The sequence below is a fragment of the Adhaeribacter swui genome, from assembly GCF_014217805.1.
In the GTDB taxonomy this organism is placed as follows: Bacteria; Bacteroidota; Bacteroidia; order Cytophagales; family Hymenobacteraceae; genus Adhaeribacter; species Adhaeribacter swui.
This window is the reverse complement of sequence record NZ_CP055156.1, coordinates 4,144,008-4,169,173: the sequence shown is the minus strand read 5'-3', so window position 1 is coordinate 4,169,173 and position 25,166 is coordinate 4,144,008. Positions and strand designations below refer to the sequence as shown.

The window sequence follows — 25,166 nt, the reverse complement described above, 5'->3', positions numbered from 1 at the left end:
ATCAACCAGACTCCTCTGCCATAACAGGTTTGCGCTAAATTTTAAAATTTTTAAATTTTAGAAAAACATGAAAAAACCAGAATTAGTGATAAGGATACTACTCCCGGCTGCTTTATTCGAGGCTGTCTTAAATGTTAAAGTAATCTAAGTATTAATCTGAAAGTAGCGGCAAAACTTATTGCTGTGGTTTTTACGCCATCGGCTTAAGCCCATATAATTGATACACCAATAGTTCTATTTGCTTCGTTACATCGTTAAAAGTAAGCGGTTGTTTTTCCTGCCAGGTGCGCACAACTTCGGCCACCCACAGCCGGGTTATCTGCACCGCTTCATTCGGGTTCCCTACGCTATCTTCCGGCTTTAAAGCGGAGTCATACGTAGTTAATGATTCTAATAAGTTTTGGTTGAGTTCCGACGATTCATCGGTATCAAAGCCTTCGCGCAGTCCGCTGGCCGAAGCGTAACAAATCGGGCTGCTGTAACTTTCGGGTTCGTGGTGATCCATAACAAAAGCGGTTCCGGCTACCCACGTTTGTAAGTGCAACTGAATCTTTTCTTCACTTGCTTCTGGGTTTATCTCTTTAATTAATTGCGTGATACCATCCAGAAACAAATCCAGGACCGGGCGCTTTAATATAACCCGGCCGATTATCCGGTTCAAATCTTGCTTCAGGGCCAGCAAAGAATCGTCCATTGGGATTCGTAAAATTTTAAAAATTTAAAAATTAGAGCTTAAGAAAAATCCGTTTTCAGGCAATCTCCCGGTCCAGCAGAAAAACCAGTAAACTTTTCGGGCCGTGCGCTCCCAGCACTAAAGATTGTTCAATATCGGCGGTTTTAGATGGTCCGGCAATGAAAGTGGCAAAGCCGTAATCCGCGTCGGCAATTCTGGCGTAGGCCTCGTGCATGGTGGCTACTAAATTCTGCGGCTGAATAATTAACGCTAAGTGCTGCGCAATAAACGGTAAAGCCCGCTCCTGCACCATGGCTTCGGTTACCCAAATGGCGCTATTTTCGGCTACGGCCAAATTGGCTTCCACTACGGCTAATTCCAGATCGGCAAAAGCATGGGCGTTCTTGTAATCTAAACCGGTATCCATCAGTTCGGCTAGTTCTTGGGCCGAGCTAAAAATAGTTTTGCTGCCAAACTCTTTTTTTAAAATTTGATTGATTTCGGCGTAAGAACTTACCCGGTGCACCTCCCCGCCAATAGATTGCAGTACTTTGGTAAACTTTTGTTCTAAGTTTGTAAAGGGCGGCGTAAAAAAAGGAATATGGGGCAACGAAACTGGTTCCGGCTGGTTTTGTTTAACGGCTTGTAATATTTTTTCGCGACTATTCATTATTCGTTTTGTTTTCGGTTTTTCTTGTACCAATCGTGAAAAGATTCTTTTGGTGGCTCAGGCATATCGCGTTGTTTGTACCAGGGGTTAAAGCTGTTGTTTACCACAAAGGGCGTGGTTTTCATAAACCATTTGCCGGTTTTGCCCGCCATCCGGTAAAAAGCCGGGTGACTAAACGTAAAGGCCATGCCCTGCATGGCTGCTTTCTTGGCTGCGGGCGCGTATCCTTGCTGTACTAACACCTGGCGCCATTTATATAATTGATTATGAATGTCAATTTTAACCGGACAAACATTACTGCACGAGCCGCAGAGCGTAGAAGCAAAAGGCAAATCGGCGTAATCTTTCATGTCCAGGTTAGGCGCCAGAATGGAACCGATAGGGCCGGCAATGGCATTGTGGTAGCTGTGCCCGCCACTACGCCGGTAAACCGGGCAAGTGTTCATGCAGGCGCCGCACCGGATGCATTTCAGCGAGTTCCGGAAATCTTCGCGACCTAACTGTCGGCTACGGCCATTATCAACCAACACCAAATGCATTTCCTGACCTTGTCGCGGTTTTTTAAAATGACTGCTGTAAGTAGTTATGGGCTGACCTGTAGCACTTCGGGCTAGTAAGCGTAAAAATACCCCCAAATGGTGGCGTTCGGGAATAAGCTTTTCGATGCCCATGCAGGCAATGTGTACGTCGGCGAGGTGGGCGCCCATGTCGGCGTTGCCTTCGTTGGTGCAAACTACAAATTCGCCGGTTTCGGCTACGGCAAAGTTTACCCCCGTTATGGCTATTTTGCGGGTTAAAAATTTCTCGCGTAAATGCAGGCGGGCGGCGGCGGTTAAAAACTGCGGATCGGCGTTGCCGGCTGGGGTGCCCAGGTGCAAATGAAACAATTCGCCAATTTCTTCTTTCTTTTTATGGATGCAGGGTAATACAATGTGGCTGGGTGGTTCTTGCGCTAACTGCACAATGCGCTCGCCTAAATCGGTATCAATTACTTCAATGCCTTCTTTTTGCAAGTAATCATTTAAATGGCATTCTTCCGTGAGCATGGATTTACTCTTTACAATTTGAGCCACGCCGTGTTTTTGCAGAATACTTTTTACAATGGCATTATGTTCCTGGGCGTCGGCGGCCCAATGCACCTGTATGTTGTTTTTTAAAGCATTTTCCTCAAACTGCACCAAATACTCACTTAAGTTAGAAAGCACATTGTGTTTGATCTGGGAGGCCAGATTACGCAAATCCTCCCATTCGGGTAAAGTATGAGCGGCTTTATCGCGTTTGGCCCGCACCCACCACAAAGTTTGGTCGTGCCAGTTAACGCGTTCTTCGTCCTTGTTAAATTTGTCGGCCAGGCTGGGATGTTCGGCTATTGTTTTATGCATGGCTATTTAATATCTCGGCAATGTGTTTTACCTGTACGTTACTTTTTTGTCTTTTTAAGATGCCTTCCAGGTGCATCAAACAACTCATATCGGCTCCGGTAATAAACTCAGCTCCGTGGTCCAGATGGTCTTTTACCCGGTCTTTGCCCATTTTGGCGCTCACGGCTTCTTCGGCTACGCAAAAAGTACCGCCAAAGCCGCAGCATTCATCTTGCCGGCTTAAATCAATCAGTTCCAAGCCCTCTACCATGCGCAGTAATTTCTCGGGTTTCGAAAACGGCTCCGCTACCAATTCGGTCATTTGCGACAACTTTAAACCCCGCTGTCCGTGGCAACTTTGGTGCATGCCTACCCGGTGCGGAAAACGGGCGGTTAAATTTTCAATTTTTAAAATATCGGTTAAGAACTCGGTGAGTTCATAAATTTTGTTGCGGATGTGGGTAGCGGCAGGCTCTTCGTGGGGTTTTTCAGCATGCAGATGTTCTTTAATGTGCAACACGCAACTGCCCGAAGGCGACACAATGTAGTCCAGGTTGATAAAGTTTTGAATAAATAAATTATTGCAGCTTTGCGTTAAGTGTTCGAAACCCGAATTAGCCATGGGTTGGCCGCAACATGTTTGATTAAACGGATAAACTACATCTACTCCCAGTTTTTCCAGTAACTCCAGGGTGGCAATAGCCACTTTCGGGTAAAACTGATCGACGTAGCACGGTATAAATAAACCAACGGTCATAAGTTAATCTTTTGCTTAGGGCGTAATTTTTAAATTTTTAAAATCTAATTGAATCAGTAGAAGCGCCTTCGCCGCAAAACTTCCGGAAACAATTAAAAAGCAAACCCAAATTAAAGCAATACAAGGTAGCAAGTATCCTGTACTGTACTGTTGCCCGATTTTTAATTTAAACCGGGCTTTAGTAAAATCAGAAATTTTAAAAATTGTTTAAATGGCAATGGTCGGAGTTAGCCCAATCAGAAGAGAAGGCATTAAATGAATCAGCATGAAGGCTTTTGTTGCACCGGCTTTATAAATGCTGGTGAAGAAAGAAAATGATGTACTTAATTTGGAACGGCCGTAAATGCGGCAGGCCCGCTTCTCCGGAATTTTTTAAATTTTTACTTTTCCGCAGCTAAACTTTCTTATTCTAAAACTACAATTTTGAGTAAAGGCTTATTGGCTTAGCTTCTTTGGTTATTTGAAGCACCTTAATTGGTTTGTTTGTCAATAGCAACAGTTGTTTAATCGTCTTCCCGCAAAATTAATTGCAACTCTAAATATTCCGGGGTCATGCTTAGCTCACTAACCAGGTAAAAACCCCGGTATCGTAGTAAATCCAGCTCCGGTTTACTTAAATTAAAAATTTTGCTAAACCGGGTTAAATCTACTAACATGCCTTTGGTGGGTGTGTACGGCAGGTAAAAAACCACGCCATTCACTTTTTTTAAAATCGAGAAATGCAGCGTTTTACTTTCCGGATCATACAGGTATTCATCCATGGCTCCTTGTAATAAATAAAATGCTACTTTCATATTCCGGTAAATTAGGTCAAGGCATTACCATTCCCGGCGGGGTTGCACGGCGGGAGGCAAACGAGTAAGGCAATTTTTTAAAAATTATATTTTTCCAGCAAAGGCTTTAACCTCATTTTAGTTTTTTCGGTAATAATTTTCTTGCCTCTCACCATTTTGGCCAAAGAACCTTCGGCCATGCCGGCTTCTTTCTCTAATCTACGGATAGAAGGAATTCGATTAAAAAACTCGTGCAGGGTTTCGGGATTGATATCTTTCATCGGAATTAACCATTTAGTAATACTGCAAACGTAGTAGTAAAATTAAAAAGTTAAATACTAATCTTTCAAAAATATTTGAGGACTATGAGTTGCTGTTCTTAAAACCAACCATCCCGATTTATAAATAATTTACCATAACTGCTAAGCAAAATAATGGGCCAATAAACCAGGAAACCTTTACCGACAATTTACCCCAATTTACCGACTAAACCTTTATAATGGCCTTTTTACTAGTGTAAAGCCTGGTTTACTAAGCTATCTTTCATAAAAAATTAATACCATGAACATGCACCACACCAGCTCAGCATCCGGTAAAATTGTAGCCGGCTTTATAATAATAGCCGTAGGCGTTATATTTTTCTTACGCCAAATGGGTTACTTATTTCCGCAGTGGTTATTTACCTGGCCCATGATTTTAATTGTGGTGGGTTTAATTAACGGCGCTAAAATGGGCTTTCGCGATTTTGGCTGGCTCATACTAGTGGGTTTGGGCATTGCCTTTCAACTCGATAAAATGTACCCGGTTTTTCATCTTATCCGGTATGTCTGGCCCCTACTAATCATAGGATCGGGTTTATTTATGATTTTAAAACGCAACCAAACCTGTCCGGACCGGGCGGAACGCCGCCTGCGCCGGCAAAAACGCCGGGGAAGATTTATGCAACAAATGCCCACTACACCGGAACTGGCTCCTTTTACAACGCAAGAAGCTCCGGTTTTTACCCAGCCGCAGGATTATACCGTTTATTCTTCCGCCACTGCCGAACCACTAACAGACAACAACAGCGAGTTCGTGGAAATTACCGCTGTACTCGGCGGCAATAAACGCCATATCATTTCTAAAAACGTTAGGGGCGCTGAGGTAATTGCCCTGATGGGAGGCGTAGAATTAAACTTTGCCCAAGCCGACATTCATGGCCGGGTAATATTTGATATCACCTTGCTGATGGGCGGCTGTAAACTGATTGTACCCGCAAACTGGCTAATTAAATCCGAAATAACATCCGTAATTGGCATCATAGAAGATAAACGCCAGGTAATGCCCGCTACGAACGAAGCCAATCCCAAGATTTTAGTTTTAAAAGGATTTGCCGTAATGGGCGGCATCGAAATAAACAGTTATAGCTAAATTAAGATATAGTGGCGTTTAAATTCACCGAGAGAACCGGATAGTTTATCGGGTCAAACTGACCGGTTCGTCTAAATGTGGCAGCCCGGATAGAACACAATTAGGAGCTTTAGTGTATTATAAATAAGTTTATTAAAATATATTAATTAGTTGTTAATACTTATTATAATATCTCTTATGAATTCTTTAGCTCTGTTCATCTTTTCTCTGGTAGGTTTAATTCTTTTCACAACCTGGTTGATACTGTCGCTAAGAACCAAATAAAAGCGGCCGGTTCTAGGGAGCACTACCTTAGCCGGTAAACTTGCCTTAACAATTTAGACCTTAACCCGATTACTTTCTCTTGAGCCGCCAACGAGCTTCAAGGGCTCAATTGTATTATGCCTTATTTGTTTACTTCTGGTAAGGGTAATTTTTATTTACGATTACTATTATCTGGGTGGTAATGTAAACCGGCCAGCAGAATCTAAATGTTTGCGTAAAACGCCACCTCTATTGCGGAAAGTAAATTTTATACTGGGCGGGGGCAAAAGCAATGGGTAAGCTTTTATCCTGGTTCACGGGTTTTCTTACTTTATTTATCGTCCGGTATAACTTAGCGCAAGCGAGATAAAAAATTATCAGTAAAACACTCAAAACAATCAATTTTATAACGGTTGCGCGGAAGATTCTACCTCTGGGGGAAAGGTCCTGATACGGCTTCTTAATCATAACGGCAAGAAAGGAAGTTTTCTTTTTTAATGCATCACAGGTAAGTCACATTGTCGTCATTTTTAAATTTTTGATGAATAGTCTTCCGTTGTAACCGTTATTCTAAAACCTAGAAAATTCAGATGATCCAGTAAGGCATATATAAAGGTAGTAACTCCTATCATTTCCATACCTTCCTCCAGGCAATATAGTAGTTCGTTGTACTTATGATTTAGAGAATACAGTTTATAAAAATGTCCTTCAAGTAACTCTAATCCAATGGCGCCGCTTACGTAAATAAAGCCCGATAAAATTATTATGTTTCTGGTATAAGCGGGCAGGTTTAAAACAAAACGAAATAAATAAGCTGCTACCCCTAAAAACAACAAGAAGTAAGGTATTACCCAAGACCAATACAGTAACCCAGACAGATCGCTCTTTAACCAGGGCCGGATAAAGTTAGAAGTAAACTCATGTATTTGCACAATTTCGTCGAGGGCAACAAAAACAAACAACCCGGCTAAAACCTGCCAGGGCCTGGCCTGTTTTATTGAAGAAGAAACCTTTGCTTGGTGGAAAGTAACATAAGCAACCAAAGCAGCAAAAAGCAGCAGAAAAGCTGAGTAAAAAGTGGGAATATTGGCTTCATTATTCACATTAAAGAACTTATCAATCGAATCCAATATCCAGTTTTCCAGAGGGCGGGTGTGTTGCAGAATTACATTAATAGTGTTGGCCGTTAACAAAAGGAATATTATTAAAAATAACCGTTGGGTAATTTTCCGCGGATTCAGTTTAAGCGAATGGATAGTTGGATGAATTTTAGTAAAGGACATATTAAATTATATAATATCACAATAATATTAAATATATTTAATATTATCAACAAGCTATATAAATTTAACTTTCCTAATCTCCTATCTGATTTCTTATTCTGGCTTATCGGTTATTACGCTTGTTTAAATCCAATTTAAATACCCCATTTCGTTTAAACTTTTATCAAAAGCAACGGAAAAATTGACGATGTACCTACCCGTAATAAATATATACGCTGCTTAAAAATACCATAAACTGTTTCTCCTAGTTGTTATCGCTATATCTTTTCTCGGGCCCACCCTGTACTTTCTGTTCAACTTCTCGTATTACCAACCTAAAATACAGCTTTCACTTAATATAGATTTATGTACACCACCACCATTATAATTAACGACCCCGATATTTACGTTAAAAGTCCGCAGTTATTAAAAGAAGATGTATTAGCCAAATTGTGCAGCGAGGCGGAAAGTAAAATTGGTACCAGGCCAGAAATTAATGAAATAAATATAATCAGTGGTTTTCCCGAACTTATAGATGGGCAATTACTCCCCTTTAAAGTAGAATGGGAAATAATCGGGAAAGAACAACCAAAATAAATATTATTAAAAAATGCCGCTGAGAGCGGCATTTTTTAATTTTTAAAACCTATGCAATGAAAGGATTGCTCTTGAAGCTGTAAAGATTCGACTAAACTATTCTCTGGCTGCTGTCTGATTGTAGCCAAATAGCATTTAAGAAAAATTTTAAAAATTTAAAATTCTTCATCAATTTTGAAATTATTTTAATATTCGGCTTCGTCAATTTAGAACTGTAATACATAAGATTATACTTGTATCAAGTTCTTAAATCAGGAAGCCTTCAATAAAGCGGGGAGCGTTTTCGGCTTTAGCGCTTCAAATGATTCTTACAGAAAGGCTTTTCTCTTTATTTACCTACGTATCTTCATTCACCCAATTACCTCTGCCGCCACTTGTAAAAAGCAGCTTGGCTCCCAACTAATTTCGGTGACACTTTAACCTTCCTTAAATTCTTTAAGGATTTTGGCAATCTGTTGGGGAGTGAAGAGTATCCTTTTCATAAGTACTGTTTCAAGTTATTAATTTCCCCTTGCTAAGCAGTTCTATTTTTGGGGAAGCTTACAATCCATTTTAAAGCCTTTTCCGCAGTTTGGCTAAGCAATACCCCGATTTCACTACGCCGGGAAGTTGAAGACTGATGACCTTTGCTTATATCAAAATTTAATCAATAATAAAATGAAACAGTCACAAACTCCCATCTTCAGCTTTAGTCCGGTTGTATTACCAGTTTCCGGCCGTCACGTAGACCTTGAAATGAAAGTTACTGCTCCCGCAAGCGGAAACAACTTGCCGGTTATTCTTCTTTCGCATGGGCATGGCCCCTCCAACTTTCTCTCTTCGTACAGAGGATATGGCCCCATTGTAGATTTTTTTGCGGCAGCAGGGTTTGTCGTCATTCAACCTACTCATCAAAATTCAAGAGCACTTGGGCTTTCTTCATCCCTCCCGGAAGCACCCTTGTTTTGGAGTTCCCGGGCTACGGATATGATATTTATCCTGGATTATTTAGACGAAATTATTTCCACGGTACCAGGGTTGACCGGAAGAGTAGATAAAGCAAAAGTTGCAGCCATTGGCCATTCCATGGGCGGCCACACTGTTGCCATGCTGGCTGGCATGGATGTGACGGATCCCGCAACAGGTAAAATAGTAAATTTCATAGAACCTCGGATAAAAGCCCAGGTATTGATTGGCGTGAGCGGTGGTCCCGAAGGATTTAACGGCGTAAACAGACAGCATTATCCTGTGTTAGCGGCCGGCAATTTTGGTACTATGACTTTGCCTGCGCTCATCGTGAACGGGGACCAGGACAAAAACCTGATGTTCTCTGATGTGGACAATTGGCGTGCAGACGCTTATTATCAAAGTCCGGGTCCTAAGGATTTGCTGAACGTATTCGGCGCTGAGCACATTTTTGGTGGCATATCAGGTTATGATGCCCGCGAAACAAGTGATGAAAACCCCGAGCGTGTTGCTTTTGTATGTGAAAGCATTCTTGCGTATATTCGGAGTACATTCGATCCAAACGATTTAAGTTGGGAACAACAAAAGAAAAACCTTAACGGCGTGCCGGGAGCGTTGGGTAGCATTGAAAGCAAATAAATAAACAGACGATATGAAGGACGAAATGTCTAACCATCGATTCAATTCATTATCAAGGTTGCACAAGGCGCTGGACATACCGGCACCTATGCACCCATTGGTAAGCTTGATCAATAATGCCACAGGAACCATTCCGCTGGAAAAACTACCCAATCCCCACATCTTAAGTTTTTACAAAATATCCTATAAGATGAACTTCCAGGGAAAGTTCAAATATGGACAGCATTACTACGATTTCGACGAAGGGGGAATGTTTTTTGTTTCGCCGAATCAAATCACAGGAGGCCACACTCCACTAAGCGATCAATCTGGTTATACTTTACTCTTCCACCCGGATTTTTTACTTGGCTACGACCTCGCCAGAAAAATTAAAGACTATGGTTTTTTTTCCTATTCAATTAATGAAGCGCTGCATTTATCGGAGAAAGAAAAAATCACCATTATTGCAGTTTTCGAAAGTATCGAAGAAGAATTAAAAGGCAGAATTGATAATTTCAGCCAGGACGTTGTGATTTCCCAGATCGAATTGCTGCTAAATTATGCCAACCGATTCTACAGCCGGCAATTTATCACCCGTAAGGCGGTAAGCAGCAGCTTATTACAACAGGTAGAAGCGGTTTTGCATACCTACTTACAGTCGGAAGCTCTGCAAAAACAAGGTCTTCCTACTGTCCAGTATCTTGCCAGTCAATTGAACGTCAGCGCCAGTTATTTAAGTGATATGCTGCGATCCTTTACCGGGCAAAATGCACAACAGCACATTCATAATAATCTGATCGAAAAAGCAAAGGAACGATTATCCACCAGCCAGGCTTCGATCAGCGAAATAGCTTATGAATTAGGATTCGAACATCCCCAATCCTTTAGTAAACTATTCAAACTCAAAACCAGTGTATCGCCCGTGGATTTCAGGCGTTCTTTCAATTAAAATATATTGACATACACGACAATCCTTCAGGCTATATACAATTCGCAGCATCACTTTATATCCTATGGCAAACCCGGTGTAGCGATCTTAAGCCTAACCTAAAAAAATTTGGTTTGCTATCCATTACGACCAATCATCAGTAGCTTATTTTCAGGAATACAATCTTTCAAAAGCGAACAGGCCATGTCCGAATGACCTGTTTGCTTTTTCAATCGGGAAGAAGAAGATCAAAAATGGACACTCATATAATAGGAAAAATTAGAAAGTAAGCTTAACCCGTTCTTTATAACTCTTATTGTTTTATAAATTTGAATATCTGTTGATCTTGCCCCAAGTGCAGATGTAATAAATAAACTGCCGGAGGTAAGGAGCTAACGGGTACTTCCAAGATGGTCGCATTTAGTTGTTGATGGGTGTTGAACTGGTATTTCACCCCAGTTATATCCGTGATAAAAGTGCTTATTTGCTGCACGGGTTGAGATAGCCTTACTCTTATTTTATTGGTTGCCGGGTTTGGATAGAGTTGTGCATGGGATGATTCTTTTGCCTCGACTACTGCCAGGCGAGCTCCGGTGGTTACCGGCGATATCTCGATAGCGGCTATACTGGCTTTATCTACTACAGACACAAAGTTTAGATTGAGCATCCCATCTTGAACCATGATGGTCTTGGAAGCTACGATGGCTTTTTTAGCACCTCCCGCGGCAGCGTAGATATCATAATTGGTGAGCCAGCTTATTCCCTCAGCACTTACATTAAACTTGCGTCGGCCATTAGAAGTAAATGCCAACTCTACCAGGTGCAGCTTTACCGTGTAGGTACCATTACTCACGGGTAGCGCATAAGCAAAACTGCCACCAGTTACTTCGGCTTTGCGGGTAGTTTGGTAGAGCTCATCATCTTGGGTGTTGGCAATGGCTGCTGTAGAAGTTGTGATGGTAGTGGCGCCGCTATAGTAAGCATCTTCACTAAAATTACCCATACTCGTATTCACCGCATTTCCACCACTGTTTAGGCGGATAGTTCTGACTGAGGCTGATTCGATCAGGAGTTGAGGTGGATTCAGGGTATTCTCCCGACTATTAAATTCCAGTTTTCTGTTCTGATTAGCTGCATCCTGGAGCAACAAACTTACGGTTTTATCACCCGCTAGCTGCGCTTGTACAAAACTAGTAACATCCCATTCGTAATACTTTGCTTCATTAGTCACCGCCACGGAACTTAAAGCAGGAGAAGTGGCTAGTGGAGCATTGTTCCAAGTCAAGCCGGTTTCGGTCCAGTTATCCGGCTCTACTCCGTAAACCGAAGTCATAATAGCGGAGTTATTTTCCGTATTGTTACCATAGATCCGCAATTTAGCGGAACGCACACTACTTATTTGCTCCAAAGAAAACTTCAAATAGGAAGATCGGGCATAACCATTTTGCGGATTGCCCTTTACCACTAAAGCCGGTGCCTGGCCAAAGTTGGTATTGACGTAGCTACCATTATGCACATAGGTATCTGCAATAGCCGACAAAGGAATCGTGGCCTGGTTCCCAGTAACCGAAATAAATACCCTTGTTATCGCCGAAGTTTGACAACCCCAGGTCGCGGTAAAGGTAAACGAATCACTGCCGGTAAAGCCTGCTTGGGGCAAGTAGGTGTAATTGGCTCCGGAACCGGTCAAAGTACCGTACTTGGGTGGACTCTGAATGGCGTAGGAGATGGGAGAGCCCGGAACTGAAGCTTGAAGCGTAATAGACTTTGCCGTGTTGGCTACAACCAAAACATTCTGAGAATGAGCGTCCGGATTAGCTTTTTGAACCACCAGATTACCAGTAGGATTAGCGCCATCGCTACTTGGGTTGAAATGTCGAAGTATGGTAAAAGCACCACTTGCAGTAATTCTAAAGATTGTACCGGCATTGTAGGTGCCGCCTCTACTCGTCATTCCATAAAAGCTGTCATCCGATCCCTGTACTAAGTCTGCTGAAGGGTTACCCCCATCTGCGGTATAATCAAAATCATGGAGCACGGTAAAAATACCCCCAACAGTAATCTTAAAGATAGCACCGGCATTGTCTGTTCCTTTACCTCCCGTAGCAGTCATCCCGTAGAGATTTCCATCCTGGCCTTGGATTAAACTTCCTAAAGGGATTGCGCCCTCTGTATTGGTTTTAAAATGATGCAGTACCGTTAAATCTCCTGCTGCCGTTATTTTAAAAATGGTGCCGCTTTTATTTTCTCCTCCGTATGTAGTCATGCCGTAGAAATTACCATCTTGGGCTTGGATTAAATTGCCATAAGGACTTGAACCTATTTTGGAATTAAGTTTTTTCAATACGGTGAAAGTGCCATCCGGAGTCATTTTAAAGATCGTGCCACCGGGTTCATGAGCATTGGTACCTCCCTCGGAGGTCATACCATAAAAGTTGCCATCTTTACCCTGCACCAAACTGCCGTACGGTGTTCCCCCATCCATTTGAGTTTTGAAAGGATGAAGAACCTGAATAATACTGGATGGGGTGACCTTAAATATGGATCCAGAATTAAATGCTCCTCCTCTAATGGTCATACCATAAAAATTCCCATCGGTGGCTTGGATCAAATTTCCTTTTGAATTACCCAAGGCGGAATTTAAATCACCCGCTGTATAAAAATCAAGACCTGTAACACCCGAAAAATCATCCTGGCACATTCGAAAGATAGAACTATTACCACCAGCTAGGCCATAGAAGCGCCCATCACGGGCTTGTACTAAGCTACCTTGTGGCGCCAGAGGTTTAGAAATATCCGGAAATTCAACCAACACCGAAATAACACCGGATAGTGTTATTTTAAAGATGCTGCCTCCGCCCCGTGCCCCATCCTTATGGGCCATACCGTAAAAGTTACCCTCTCCATCAGGTACCAAACTACTATTATGTCGGAACGGTAGAGATTGGCGTAAATAGCTAATGACCGTAAATGTTCCGTCCGGCTTGATTTTAAAGTAAGTTCCCAGGTTTTTAGCGCCACCTCGGGCCGTCATCCCGTAAGCACTCCCATCCGGGCCATGCACGAGACTACCCTGCGGATTAATCCCATCTGAATAAGTTAAATGACGCAATACCGCAAAGGTGCCATTGAAATTTATTTTAAATATCGTACCGTAGTTGTTCTTGCCACCTTTCGAGGTCATGCTGTATAAATAATCATCTTGGCCTATCATTAAGCTACCAGATGGTTTCCCCCCATCCAAAGTTGGCTCTAAATGGCGCAAAACGGTAAAGGTGCCGTCCGGAGTAATACTAAATACAGTACCACTTTTATATTTCCCACCAGCTGTAGTCATACCATATAAAAGGCCATTTGTGCCTTGCACCAGATTGCCGTACGGAGTTCCACCGTCCGTAGCAGAATTAAAATGGTGTAATAAGGTAAACGTTCCGGTTGCTGTTAATTTAAAAATGGTTCCTGCATTATTCTTTCCTTTATATTGAGTCATGCCGTAGAAACTACCATCAACACCTTGCACCAAGCCTCCTTTTGGTTGTGCGCCTTCATTATAATTATAATTAAAATGATGGAGTACAGTAAATTTTCCATCTGGAGTAATTTTAAAGATGGAGCCATTATAATAATTACCACCTCTATTGGCCATACCATAAAAGTTGCCGTCTGCACCTTGTATTAAACTTCCCTGAGGATAGCTTCCATCATAGTAGTCTCGGAGATGCTTGAGAATTGTGATCTTACCGGATGGGGTCATTTTAAAGATAGTTCCACATTGGTAGGTACCTAACATTTGAGTCATGCCATAGAAATTACCGTCTTTACCTCTGCAAAGATTCTCGGATGGCAAATAACCTGATACCTCAAATGATTTATGAATTGTGAAGTCGGAACCACTACTTTTAATACTAAAGGCAGTACCATAATTTTGTGCCCCACCTTTAGGCGTTAATCCTAGCAAAACATCCTGAGCAAATGAAACGGGGCCTACAAAATAACATAGAACCAGCAATAACAGCCCAAACCTTCTGGCCCAGAGGAACGACCCAAAAGAAAACCAGCAATTAGGAATATAAAATGTATTAACCAGGCCTAAATGGCCTGATTCGCATAGAAGTAAAATTCGATTCAAGTGTCGTTTAATTAGGTAATGAAATTATAGAAATGCCTTTGTTATAAATTTATACCAGTAAAAACCAGGACTTATTTCCACTACCAAGGAGACATAATCAAGGTAGAAACTAGAAGTAAATGTAGCAAATATTTAATATACAATATAACAAATGTTCGCTGTTTATAGGAGAGGTTAAATCATAAAAGTATTTACAAGGAACTCCTAAATAGCTATTTAACTGAATGGTAATTGACTATTGTTAGTTAAGGCATTCCACTAAAAATACCATTTTCTTAGTAATAGGTGGTTCTATTTTACATATACTTACTTATATGACTTATACTTATCAAATACTGGAAGCCATAATCATTCAAAAGCTTTTTGCCGAGTTTATATATCTAATTGGGTTTTCGCTTCCTCGTTACTGGCCATACATTTTTGTTTCAGAAATGAACAACTTACTGTGCCATAACCGGACAGCTTTCTAGTAGTATTGTTGTAATTTGTTCTCTATCAGCATCTAAATTTATTGGCATTGTTCTTATTGCTGAGTAGACATGAGTTATAGAGCTAGAATTCATTCCGTTTTGAAAGTAATACCAAAAGGTAGTTTCCCTTTCATTCCGTTACACTCTTCTGCGGATCAATCGCTGCCAACTGAAACAATAAAACAGGATTCTCCTAGTATAATAAGATTTATGACTATGGCGTTAGTTTGCGTGCTAAGCCCGCTTTTAACCCGCGCCCAGTTTACGGAGAAGATATCGGAAAACGTGACTCTTTCGGTAAACACCAATATAGAAACCTACTTTCTGGCGGAGAAACTAGCCGTCGAGCATATAGGTAATTACGTCTATAGCTATAATAACGTGGTGTTTTCCCATCAGCCAATCGTTTATTACGGATTGCAGGAATTTATGCCCTGGAAAGATAAGCCGGTAATTTTGCGGATTGCGGACATATTGAAGCAATTGCGCGATCAATTCCACGATAATGCCCCGCAATTAGAATACCTGCTTTATAGGAATCAATTTCCCGCTTCTGGATTAAGGTGGCCCGTTCCCGCTGATTTGCCTGTGTTTGACGAAGAACATCATCATGAAGCAAAAAGATTAGTTCTGGAGCTTGCCGATAGCTTATCTTCTTTTTATCACCAGGCAAAAGTAGGCGAGTTTCTGCAGCGTAATGCATTTTTTTATAAAGGAGCTTTGGCCGAAGCCAAGAAACATATCAATGTAAAAGCCATACCCTATATGGAAAAATGGTATGGACAAAAATTTGCGGGTTATGAGCTTTACCTGATGCTGGGTATGCCAATTACGCCGGGAGAGGATAATTACCGGGCGTTTGGGCCCATGCTCACTAGCCCGAAAGGAAAAGTATCGGCCATGGTATTCAGTTCTAGTGTTCAGTTACCCCTTTTGCCAGCGTTAAAGGACTATAAAGCCTATGGTTTTGATAATAAGGAAGTGACCCAATTTTTAACAGTACACGAAATAGGTCATTCTTTTGTGAACCCCATTGTGAAATCTTTTCCAGCGGAAATAATAAAGGATAGCGCCTTGTTTACGCCTGCTCTGGCTAAAACTTTGGAAAACTCCTACATTGGTAGCTGGGAGACTTGCGTAATTGAGCATTTGGTTCGATTGGGAGAGATCCGAGTCACTAAAATGGTAGGAGATAAGACGGAAGTAAATCGCCTGCGTAAGCTTCATATTGACGAGTTCCACTTTGTACTCTTACCACTCCTAGAAAAGAAAATAGCCGCCTACGAAAGTAATCGGTCGAAGTATCCGGATTTTAAAAGCTTTTTACCGGAACTCTTCCAAACACTCCATCAACTAAAACCGACAGATATTGATGCCTTATTAAAAAAGAAAATGCCTTCTGCTAATTGAATTTGGTTACTTGGAAAAGTTTTAAAAAAGGTGTTCCAAATAGACCCATCTAGAAGCGTTTAAACACAGTTTCTCTCATAACGACTTTTATGTTAAATAGGAGTGGTTTTCTAGCTTTTGTCCAATGAATGAATTAACGTTTTCTCAGCTTTAGACAGTAGTGGTATTTATTGGTCTATTGTCTCACTACGTTCTGAAAGTCTATTAAAGATATTTTGTTTAAAGTTATTACTCAAACCACTATTGCATAAAGCTGTTGTTATAGGCAGCTTTCATTGCGGTCGCTTAGCCTTCAATAAATAGAATATTGTAAAAAGCCTCTCCAGTATCAACGACCAAAAGAATATATTAACCACAAGTCCAAGTCTATACAAAGTAGAACTTTGACTAATTGCATCCCATAGCAAGGTATGTGTTGGAAAACGTAATACAAGAAACAGATAAGGTAAAAATCCTTCCCCTTTGCCCATTAAGGAAAGATAGCTTAGACCCGTTAAAATGATAACAATAATGAGAGCTAAGAGAAAACGTTTAGCACTTATTCTCTGGAACAAAAGCATGGTTGTATTAATTGCCCTTAAAGGGCTGGGCTATGCGGCGGCGAAGCTGCCGTATAGGTGTGGTTAGTGGTAGTTATTTTTTTCTTTTCTACCTCCTTAATATATTCGATAAAATTTTCAAGCACCACAGAGTATTCTTTCCGTCTACCTCTTAGGTTTTCTCTAAGTTTACTGACAAGTTCATTAATGGCCTTAGGTTCGTAGCCTTCTTTTTCAATTTGAATTTCTCCTACAATAAAACTTGCCCAATTTTTCATATCATTTTTAGTCAATGTTGGGCCAATATTGAAATAGTCGGCGAACCATTCCGTTTTAGTAGTTATAAATTCTGTTGCTTTTGCACCCGCTGCTTCAGAATAAAACCCATCCGATCCATTTAAGGATTTTGTGAACACAACGAAGTAAAAGAAATCCTTGTTTTGGTCATTTGAAAGGAGGCTGTCCGTGATAGAAAGCATTTTCTTATCGTCGTGGTGCGGCACCATTTTCCCTTCTTTGAATACTTCTAAAAAGTATTTATCTGTTAATGGGTCATTTATTGCATTCTTCAGTTCTTTTCCAAGTGGATAGTTGCTGTTAAAATTTAAGGTATCCTTATATGCTTCTTCATTTATTACTGCTTTCTTTCCTATATCGGTCTTTTTTTGATTGTTTTCTTTAGCCGATTGTTTTTGGCAAGCAATCAGACAAATGACGATAATGGTCAGAAATAGTCTATTCATTATTAATTTTTATTACTACCAACGGACTTGGCTTTTCGGTGGCGAAGCTATCGTAAAGGTGTTGTTAGCCATAGTAGTATACTTTTATAAATCAAAAAACAGTATAGCTAATGGCACAATTAAACTTAAAGGTTCAAAAAAGTCTTTCAGGAATTTATTTTTACCTACAAAGAAATTGGCAAGCGGAATAAGAAGTAAAATAGGAATTAAAGGAAAAGCATAATACAAGCTTGAGTATGGTAGTCGAACTAATCTTCCTGCTTCTTTTGACTCTAAGGCGAATATTCTTCTTAGAACAAACGTTCTAAGAACCGTAACCCCATCCCCTTCATTTAATTCCCCATAAGTTGTTCCATCCACACTAATATCTTTACTATCAATCCTAATAAAATAATTATTTGTGCGTGCGGAGGGTACTTTAATGTTAGTTTGACTATTTTCCTTCTTTGTTCCTTCTACTTTGGTCACTACTTTATCTTTGGGTAAGTAATGGTCCATAAAAATTAAGACTCCTAAAGCCACACAACTGCCACAATAGATTAAAAATATCAACCTTACTTGTTTCATTTCTTTTTTCTTATTTTGGCTAACGGTCTCGTATAAACAGCGAGCTAGGCCATCGGCCGTGGCTTGTTGTTTATACGAGACCGTTAGCGGTTGTTTTTCTTATAATGGCTAACCCGTTATAGTAGATAGAGTTTGCTTTTCTTTTAGAGTAGTTGATTGTCATTCTCCAATAACAGTCACCCCCATCCTTAGGGATGATTATTCTGTAATGCCATCTGCGTCGGTTAGACTCTTTCCCTTTGATATTACTTGGTGGCGCATACCAAATCTCGCACATACTGTTGATATAGGCTATCGAATCCCCCTTACTGTCAATGTAGAAGATAAACTGCTTATATGCGGTCGCAAGGCTATCCGCTTTAAGATACTCGGAACGGCTATTTTCTTGTTCACTTACCGCTTGTCGTGCTATCTGTAGAATTTCATTGATTTGCTCCTCTGTAGGAGCCCAAAAGGATTTCCCCCCGTATGCTTCGATATCAGCCTCCTTCGCGTCTGTGATTATTGTATAACGTTGCTGCTCCCTTCTCAATGAGTCGCTGTCCATTTTGGGTAGGGATTGGTTCTCAACTATATCATTCTTCCTGCTTCCACAACTGAATGCTGCTAGAGTTAACCAAATCAGTAATAATCTTTTCATGTTTATAAATAACAGCTAACGGTTTGGGTTAGGGCGATGCTGTCCCGAAGGGCAGCAATGGCCTAAACCTGTTGTTGTACCTCGTTTATATTCACTGGTTTTATTCCAGTAATATTGGTCAATTTTTTAAGGCCATTTGTTGAAGCAATGCGAAAAGTTAACTCCATGAATACAAATCTTATAAATAGAATTCCAAAAATCATTGGGATTAAAATTCCGAAAGATTCTTCAATTCCATTTCTCAATACAGTAATACCAAATCCGATAATTGGCATAACCATTAAAATAGAAAATTTTACTTTAAATGCATTGTTAAGCTTTATTTCAATTGTTCCAAGGGAATCTTGAAGTTCTCCAGTAAAAACACAAACAGCTCCATGCCCAATTCCGGATGATATTATCTTAAATCCGGAATCATCAACCTTTCCAATAAATCCTTTGTCAGTATAATCAGATATTAGCGTGTCAGTCAGCTTGGTATTTTGCCTTAATTCATTTAATGTAGTCGCTCTATCATTTCGTAATTTTACAACAATGTTTTTATTCGGAAACAATTTCATTCAGTTTACATTGTTTATTAAATGTGGTACAACGGCTTTGCTATGGTGCGTTTATGCACTATAGGTTTTGTTGTACGCTGCCCTCTATTTTTATTTGTTCGAAGTGAAGGTTTTTAATTCTTTCTTTATCGAATATATTCTTTAAATCTTCCCGAACAATAATCCATGGTCGAGCATACCTGATAACATTATTGCCATAATTTTTTCTATTAGATTGACCAACGCATTCCCAAGTCTTTAGTACTACCGAATCAGGAGAATTCTTAAAGTCTTGATAATTATATCTAAGCTCTAAAGGTTTAATGATGGTCGGTGAGCCGATAGTAGCATCATTAAAATATCCATTCCTGTTACAAACTGAACAAGGGTTTTCTCTTACAAATCCGGCTGAGGTTTCCTTAGATTTTGGCAGCGACAATCTGGTGTACAGATGATAAAATTCTTGGGGTTGGTTTATAATGTCAACAACTTGTACTACTTCAAAATTGGAAATTTCTTGACATATCACTTCCTTAAGTCTTTTTGATATTATACAGTCACCATTTATGGTTTCAAAATAATCCCTTTTTGTTTTTGAAATTCCTTTAACTTTCAGGTTTCCCTTTAATTCTACACCTGTTCCACAAATTTCACAGGCATTAGTGAAGTCATACTCGGTCCCGCATTGTTCTCCACTTTGCCCTGGTGTGCTGCCATTGTAAGTTATAATATAATAATGCATTTAATATTTAAGGTTGCGTACAACGGTCTAGTATAAACGGCGGCGAAGGCCGTCGGCCGATGCTGGCGTTTATACAGTGTTAGCAAGCGTTATTTTTTAATTGGTAAGTTGGAAACTCTTTTTCTACTGTTGTGACACATTTATTGATGGTTTCTATCACATCTTCTCTTTTTACTACAGTAGAATAAACTTCCCCAATTCTTTCTTCAGGACAGGGACTTCGTAAGCCTTTCCAGATAAACTTCAAAAATCCTTCATTTTCTATTAATGCAATCAACCATCCATCTGTTGTTTCATCAATTGTGAAAGAGGCAGATTCAATAAATTCTTTATCTGTTCTGTCGGTAAATTCTTTGCTACTTAATACGTTGGTGTCTAATATTTCCCTGTTGATTCTTTTTACTTCATTTAACCATGTAGGAAGGAAACATTCTTCTTCAGGGTCTCCTATAATTTGTCCGCCTAGTATTAAATGTAAGAAAGCATAGTAATATCTGTCAGCTTCAGTTTTATAACCAGGAATATACCTTATCGCAAATTGGTCAGGATTACCGAAAATTACTTCTTTCATTTTTTTTCTAATGCTTGCTAACGTACTTGTGTAAACGACCGCGAGGCCCTTGGCCGAAGCTGGCATTTACACGTTGTTGTGCGGAGTTATTTTACATAATGATTTGGGCTAATTCTATATAGCGCTCTGATTTTACAAAATCAATGCAGTCTTCTATAATCATTTTTAAACTATCTTTTTCCTCCTCTATGATTGCAGTTCCCCATTCTGCTTGTTGAACGGCAATCAGTATTTCCTTTTCAAGTTCTGACCTTACTTCAACTTCTTTTCTGTTTATTAGGAGACTTCCTGGTCGGGGATGATTTTCATATCTTTTTAAAGCTACTTTCTGAACAAACTCAATTTCGCAAGTTTGAGAATTTTGGTCTTGCATAATAAGTGTTATCGTGCCTCCGTCCATCCAACAAGAAACATCTACTATTGTCAGCTTATCTTTAATATTGAACATTTTGATAATCATTAATTACGCACAACTAGCGGATAAACGGAGTTGTTCCGGTTATCTGCACTATGGATGGAGTAGGTATAGTTGCTTTCAGGAGGCTTGTAAAGGCGTTTTTACTAGTTAAAGCGGCTTGTAGCATATTATAAGTAATATATACAATATTCTCCAATTATCCTGCCAGTCCTTCCTATTTATTAGAAATCGGTTTCTAATGAATGCGAGCCGTGCTTTTGGGGGTTATGGCTCCTTATTCGGCCGTTTTTTATTCGCCGTAGAAAGAGCTTTCGGGTAAAATAGGAGGCGATTCCTGCATTTTGCTCGCTTTGGAAAGCCACTTATCCGATTAATAAACGTTTATATCCGATTATAACCGTTTATTAATCGGCTAAGATCATGAAAGCTCAGACGGCTGCTTGCCAGGTTTGCGGGCAAGCTATCCCAGGAAGAAGTGATAAGAAGTACTGCTCGGACCAATGCCGTTCCGAAAGCAACAACCAAAAAAGGCGCGGGGACCCGGCCGAACGCTTAAGGCAGGAGATTAACGGCATATTGCGCCAGAACCGCAATATTCTCCGCAAGGCAAGTCCCTGGGGTAAGACAACGGCCCAGGTAGATCAGCTGGTGCAGCAAGGATTTGATCTGCGCTACTTCACGCATCAGTACCGGACACGGAAAGGGAACACCTACTTTTTCTGCTATGATTATGATTACTTACTGCTGCCCGAAGAGAAAGTGCTTGTCGTGAACGGGCAACCCTACATGCAACCCTAGGAAAGAGGTTAATATTATTTTGTCTTGACCAAAACTTACCAAAAATCCGTCTCACGAAACGACGGAATAGAGAGATAAAAATGATTGTGCAGAATCAGCTATATTTGGCTAGATATCTCATCTTAAAAGCCCATCTCACCAATCTAAATAGGTTATTTATTTGTGAGATGCGTTAGTAGGACGACCCGATTCTAAGCTTGGTTCTCCGCCAAGCAAGTAGAGCGATTCACCGGCAGAATAGATTAAATTTACCGCAAACCAAAAAAAAGAGAAGTATTTTTTCATTTATACGAATTTTCCGTATAATTACGAAAAATTCGTATAAATGAAAAAATTAACCAAGCAAGAAGAAGAGGCCATGCAGGCCATCTGGCAAACCAACGGCGGGTTTATCAAGGACTTCATCGATCACCTTCCCGAGCCCCAACCCCCTTACACCACGGTCGCTTCCACGGTCAAAAAACTCGAACAAAAGGGTTTTATCCAGAGTGAGAAGCTGGGTAACTCTTACCGCTACCTGCCCCTGATAGCGGAAAAGGACTACAGCAAAAGCTTTATGCGCGGTTTTGTCAGCGATTACTTTCAAAACTCTTATAAAGAGCTGGTCACCTTTTTTGCCCAGGAGAAAGAAATTAGCCCCCAGGAGCTCCAGGAGATCATCGATCTGATTGAAAAACGTAAATCCGAATAATGATGCCGGCCTTATTTGTTTACCTGCTTCAAGTGAATGCGGCCCTGGTACTCTTTTACCTGGCTTACCGTTTTTTGCTGCGCCCGCTCACTTTCTATACCCTAAACCGCTTCTTCCTGGTCTTTGGTATTGCTTTTTCCCTGGCTTATCCCCGGATCGATGTTTCCTGGATGTTGAATCAGCCGTCGCAGCTCAGTAATCAGTTGACCGCCGTTGCTCCTGATTGGCGAGCGGTAGCGTTGTTGCCGGCGCAAGCGCCGGTACCTGGGTTTTGGCAGGTACTTACTATTCTCTTCTGGGCTGGAAGTCTGATGATGGCCTTGCGCTTGCTGGGGCAGTTCTATTCCCTGTACCGGATCCATCAGCAGTCAAAGCCCGCCTGTCACGAAGGTATGTCCTACCGGCAAGTGACAGGTCAAGTAAATCCTTTTTCTTTTTGGCAAACTGCTTACCTGAATCCCGACCAGCATTGCCCCGAAGAATTGATTTCTATCCTGCGTCATGAGCACATTCACGTGCGCCAGTGGCATACCCTGGACGTGCTGCTGGGGGAATTTAGTACGGTGCTGTGCTGGTTTAATCCAGGTGCCTGGCTTTTTAAGCAAGCGGTGAAGGAAAACCTGGAGTTTTTAACCGACCATCAGGTGCTGCAAAGTGGTGTGGACAGCAAAGCTTACCAATACAGCCTGCTGCACATCAGTGATCTGGCGCAAGGGGCCAGCTTAGTTAATAATTTTAATTTTCTTACCATAAAAAAGCGAATAACCATGATGAACAAAAAACCATCTTCCCGGAAGTACGTTGCCCGCTACGCGGTATTAGCCCCTTTAATAGCGGCACCACTCTTTATTTTAACTGCTTGCAGTGAAGAACCGGTGGCGACGGCACCCCAGGTTAACCAGGTACCAGCCAGTGAACCAGCACAAGCATTAGCAGATGTGGTGTACTACATTGATGGCGAAGAAGTATCGGACGGCACCTTCAAAAAGTTAGATACCAAAGAAATTGAAAGCGTAAATGTGTTCAAAGGCGAAAGCGCCATCAAAGTATTCGGCGATAAAGGGGGCAATGGGGTTATTGCTATTACCACCAAGAAAAACAAAAATGCCAGCCAAGTGATCCAATTTAATGAGAAGTTGCAAGAAACACTGAAAAAGTAATTACCCTAGTGAAAGCTTGTTTGGGCAGGATAAATCTTGTCCAAATAGGCTTTACCTCTTTCGACTAGTCCTTAGGAATTGTTTCTTATTGTAGTAGATTAGTATGTCTTTTCTAACTTGGCTTATAATCGTGATTATGTTCAACAGCGTGTTGCCAAGTATCATTAGATACTACTAATTCCGATCCACCCAATCTAATATTTTCTGCAAATAGTTCGGGGAAGCTTGCTGGTTGTTGTCAGTACTTGCTAAATAATGATTACAGCCAATACAAGGATCATACGTCAAATTGGTCTTGCCTAATCTTATAAACTCCAGAGGTACGTAATCTAAACCGTAGATGGGAGAGCTGGTGTCCGCCGTGGCGGCAACCATGTAAATGGGAATGGTTAACTTTCGTAATTGTTCAAAGGGAACCACAGAACAAAAACTGGCCCATCGCTGATAGGAATGGCCGCCTATTTGTTTATCGGTAGCAGTGGGATATTTATAAACAGCAGCAATATTTTTCAAACCTACATTAATGCTATCTTGGGCTTGTTGGTGCGTTATTTCGCCTTTTGCCGCTTTGATACGCCAACCAATAATCCCATCATAAAATTGGTTGAGTCCACTCCCAACAACAGCCGCGATATGGGTGATTCGTTTGTCTTCCACCGCTAAGGTAGGAACTACTTGGCCACCTTCGGAATAGCCGTATGCTACGATCTTGGTTTTGTTCCAGTATTTATTTCTAATCAGATAGGAAACAACCTTTTTGGTCGCTTCCACCCGCCATTGTAAACTTAAGCGTTTGGTGTACTCGTCGGAAAATTTATAATCTTTTAAAACTTCTGGTAAATTATATTCTTTGGCCGTTTGGTTGGTCGTGATGGTATCACAGAAAGGAGTTCCCGGTTTGTCTAAGATTACATAATGATACTTGGCCTTGGTATTTTCCAGGATGTCGGTAGTAAAGGTATTGGCAGTTGCTCCAAAATCCTTCCCTTTTATATAGAAACACAAAGGCAAGCCGCCACTGCCATTTATATCAATGAAGAGCGGTGCTTTTTGGGTAATACCGGTTGTATCAACATAGAAATTAATGAGCCCTAATTTATTATCTGTTATAGAAAAGGCTTTCAAGCCATAGTCGATAGGTTTTGTTGGTTGAGCGATCAGATTGATTTGACAAAAAACAAGAAAAGTAAGTAGTAAATATTTCATGTTTATTAGCAAACAATTAATAAGTATTGATCCTTACCATGAGCTGTGAATGGTATTAACCATTACAATATATGGAATAATAAAGAAGGAGAAATACTTTTTTAGAAGGTAAATAGTACCTGAACTTTTTAATTCGCTTAAAATTTTAATTGTAAATTTGTCCTGATAACTAATCCAGCAATGTAAAAAGAAATTAATGAATAAATTTTTCCTGATAACTACTATTATCCTATGTTTGCCTAAAAGGTTATATTGGGATAAAAAGAGAAGAAAGGAAGGATAAAGATTCCTAGTATTATCAGGTGT

At 40.6% G+C, this 25,166-nt stretch carries 24 protein-coding genes; 8 read left to right on the top strand and 16 right to left on the bottom strand.

What is annotated here, in order from left to right:
• Positions 1–190 precede the first annotated feature (190 nt).
• The 6 genes from HUW51_RS17545 to HUW51_RS17520 form a co-directional block, all read right to left on the bottom strand.
• The gene (locus HUW51_RS17545) at positions 191–694 is read right to left on the bottom strand and encodes a hypothetical protein (protein WP_185270921.1); all 504 of its coding nucleotides are present in this window, start codon (positions 692–694) and stop codon (positions 191–193) included.
• Positions 695–749: 55 nt separating this feature from the next.
• The gene (locus tag HUW51_RS17540) at positions 750–1,343 is read right to left on the bottom strand and encodes a LutC/YkgG family protein (protein ID WP_185270920.1); all 594 of its coding nucleotides are present in this window, start codon (positions 1,341–1,343) and stop codon (positions 750–752) included.
• Positions 1,343–2,725: a LutB/LldF family L-lactate oxidation iron-sulfur protein gene (locus HUW51_RS17535; RefSeq protein WP_185270919.1), complete on the bottom strand. Its 1,383-nt coding sequence runs from the start codon at positions 2,723–2,725 to the stop codon at positions 1,343–1,345. The genes HUW51_RS17540 and HUW51_RS17535 overlap by 1 nt, the downstream gene beginning before the upstream one ends.
• Positions 2,718–3,461, bottom strand: coding sequence for a (Fe-S)-binding protein (locus HUW51_RS17530; RefSeq protein ID WP_185270918.1), 744 nt, complete (start codon positions 3,459–3,461; stop codon positions 2,718–2,720). Before HUW51_RS17530 ends, HUW51_RS17535 begins: the two co-directional genes overlap by 8 nt.
• 503 nt (positions 3,462–3,964) lie before the next feature.
• Positions 3,965–4,255 (bottom strand): hypothetical protein, encoded by a 291-nt coding sequence (locus HUW51_RS17525; RefSeq protein WP_185270917.1) that lies wholly within the window; start codon positions 4,253–4,255, stop codon positions 3,965–3,967.
• A 77-nt stretch (positions 4,256–4,332) separates the two neighbouring features.
• Complete coding sequence (locus tag HUW51_RS17520) at positions 4,333–4,515, bottom strand: hypothetical protein (protein ID WP_185270916.1); 183 nt, start codon at positions 4,513–4,515, stop codon at positions 4,333–4,335.
• Between the two features lie 280 nt (positions 4,516–4,795).
• Between HUW51_RS17520 and HUW51_RS17515 the strand changes: the two genes are divergently transcribed.
• Positions 4,796–5,644, top strand: coding sequence for a LiaF transmembrane domain-containing protein (locus tag HUW51_RS17515; protein WP_185270915.1), 849 nt, complete (start codon positions 4,796–4,798; stop codon positions 5,642–5,644).
• Between the two features lie 773 nt (positions 5,645–6,417).
• Here the strand turns inward: HUW51_RS17515 and HUW51_RS17510 are convergent.
• Positions 6,418–7,170 (bottom strand): multidrug transporter, encoded by a 753-nt coding sequence (locus HUW51_RS17510; RefSeq protein WP_185270914.1) that lies wholly within the window; start codon positions 7,168–7,170, stop codon positions 6,418–6,420.
• Between the two features lie 345 nt (positions 7,171–7,515).
• Here HUW51_RS17510 and HUW51_RS17505 point away from each other — a divergent pair, with 345 nt between their 5' ends.
• The 3 genes from HUW51_RS17505 (at position 7,516) to HUW51_RS17495 (ending at position 10,258) form a co-directional block, all read left to right on the top strand.
• The gene (locus tag HUW51_RS17505; protein ID WP_185270913.1) at positions 7,516–7,746 is read left to right on the top strand and encodes a hypothetical protein; all 231 of its coding nucleotides are present in this window, start codon (positions 7,516–7,518) and stop codon (positions 7,744–7,746) included.
• 657 nt (positions 7,747–8,403) lie between these two features.
• Positions 8,404–9,330 carry an alpha/beta hydrolase family protein gene (locus HUW51_RS17500; RefSeq protein ID WP_185270912.1) on the top strand — a complete coding sequence of 309 codons (927 nt, stop codon included), beginning with the start codon at positions 8,404–8,406 and terminating at the stop codon, positions 9,328–9,330.
• Positions 9,331–9,343: 13 nt separating this feature from the next.
• The gene (locus HUW51_RS17495; protein WP_185270911.1) at positions 9,344–10,258 is read left to right on the top strand and encodes a helix-turn-helix domain-containing protein; all 915 of its coding nucleotides are present in this window, start codon (positions 9,344–9,346) and stop codon (positions 10,256–10,258) included.
• A gap of 292 nt (positions 10,259–10,550) precedes the next feature.
• Here HUW51_RS17495 and HUW51_RS17490 read toward each other — a convergent pair whose 3' ends face one another.
• Positions 10,551–14,195 carry a choice-of-anchor tandem repeat GloVer-containing protein gene (locus HUW51_RS17490; protein ID WP_394353961.1) on the bottom strand — a complete coding sequence of 1,215 codons (3,645 nt, stop codon included), beginning with the start codon at positions 14,193–14,195 and terminating at the stop codon, positions 10,551–10,553.
• Between the two features lie 851 nt (positions 14,196–15,046).
• Between HUW51_RS17490 and HUW51_RS17485 the strand changes: the two genes are divergently transcribed.
• Entirely contained in the window at positions 15,047–16,246 is a 1,200-nt protein-coding gene (locus HUW51_RS17485) for a DUF4932 domain-containing protein (protein ID WP_185270909.1), read from the top strand.
• A gap of 577 nt (positions 16,247–16,823) precedes the next feature.
• On the opposite strand, the gene HUW51_RS17480 is transcribed toward HUW51_RS17485, so the two are convergent.
• From HUW51_RS17480 to HUW51_RS17450, 7 genes are all read right to left on the bottom strand, one after another.
• Positions 16,824–17,528 carry a hypothetical protein gene (locus HUW51_RS17480; protein ID WP_185270908.1) on the bottom strand — a complete coding sequence of 235 codons (705 nt, stop codon included), beginning with the start codon at positions 17,526–17,528 and terminating at the stop codon, positions 16,824–16,826.
• Between the two features lie 84 nt (positions 17,529–17,612).
• Positions 17,613–18,095: a hypothetical protein gene (locus HUW51_RS17475; RefSeq protein ID WP_185270907.1), complete on the bottom strand. Its 483-nt coding sequence runs from the start codon at positions 18,093–18,095 to the stop codon at positions 17,613–17,615.
• A gap of 70 nt (positions 18,096–18,165) precedes the next feature.
• Entirely contained in the window at positions 18,166–18,735 is a 570-nt protein-coding gene (locus tag HUW51_RS17470) for a hypothetical protein (protein ID WP_185270906.1), read from the bottom strand.
• A 62-nt stretch (positions 18,736–18,797) separates the two neighbouring features.
• The gene (locus HUW51_RS17465) at positions 18,798–19,295 is read right to left on the bottom strand and encodes a hypothetical protein (protein WP_185270905.1); all 498 of its coding nucleotides are present in this window, start codon (positions 19,293–19,295) and stop codon (positions 18,798–18,800) included.
• 58 nt (positions 19,296–19,353) lie between these two features.
• Positions 19,354–20,016, bottom strand: coding sequence for a hypothetical protein (locus tag HUW51_RS17460; protein WP_185270904.1), 663 nt, complete (start codon positions 20,014–20,016; stop codon positions 19,354–19,356).
• 79 nt (positions 20,017–20,095) lie between these two features.
• A complete protein-coding gene (locus tag HUW51_RS17455; protein ID WP_185270903.1) occupies positions 20,096–20,587 on the bottom strand; it encodes a hypothetical protein in 492 nt (163 codons plus the stop codon).
• A 91-nt stretch (positions 20,588–20,678) separates the two neighbouring features.
• Positions 20,679–21,035 carry a hypothetical protein gene (locus HUW51_RS17450; RefSeq protein WP_185270902.1) on the bottom strand — a complete coding sequence of 119 codons (357 nt, stop codon included), beginning with the start codon at positions 21,033–21,035 and terminating at the stop codon, positions 20,679–20,681.
• A gap of 390 nt (positions 21,036–21,425) precedes the next feature.
• Here HUW51_RS17450 and HUW51_RS17445 point away from each other — a divergent pair, with 390 nt between their 5' ends.
• The 3 genes from HUW51_RS17445 to HUW51_RS17435 all read left to right on the top strand — a co-directional run bounded on the left by HUW51_RS17445 (position 21,426) and on the right by HUW51_RS17435 (position 23,654).
• Positions 21,426–21,803 (top strand): DUF2116 family Zn-ribbon domain-containing protein, encoded by a 378-nt coding sequence (locus HUW51_RS17445; RefSeq protein WP_185270901.1) that lies wholly within the window; start codon positions 21,426–21,428, stop codon positions 21,801–21,803.
• 325 nt (positions 21,804–22,128) lie between these two features.
• A complete protein-coding gene (locus HUW51_RS17440) occupies positions 22,129–22,494 on the top strand; it encodes a BlaI/MecI/CopY family transcriptional regulator (protein WP_185270900.1) in 366 nt (121 codons plus the stop codon).
• Positions 22,494–23,654: a M56 family metallopeptidase gene (locus HUW51_RS17435; protein ID WP_185270899.1), complete on the top strand. Its 1,161-nt coding sequence runs from the start codon at positions 22,494–22,496 to the stop codon at positions 23,652–23,654. The genes HUW51_RS17440 and HUW51_RS17435 overlap by 1 nt, the downstream gene beginning before the upstream one ends.
• A 174-nt stretch (positions 23,655–23,828) precedes the next feature.
• Here the strand turns inward: HUW51_RS17435 and HUW51_RS17430 are convergent, their stop codons facing one another.
• On the bottom strand, positions 23,829–24,860 hold the full coding sequence (locus tag HUW51_RS17430) for a hypothetical protein (protein ID WP_185270898.1): 1,032 nt from the start codon (positions 24,858–24,860) through the stop codon (positions 23,829–23,831).
• Positions 24,861–25,166 lie beyond the last annotated feature (306 nt).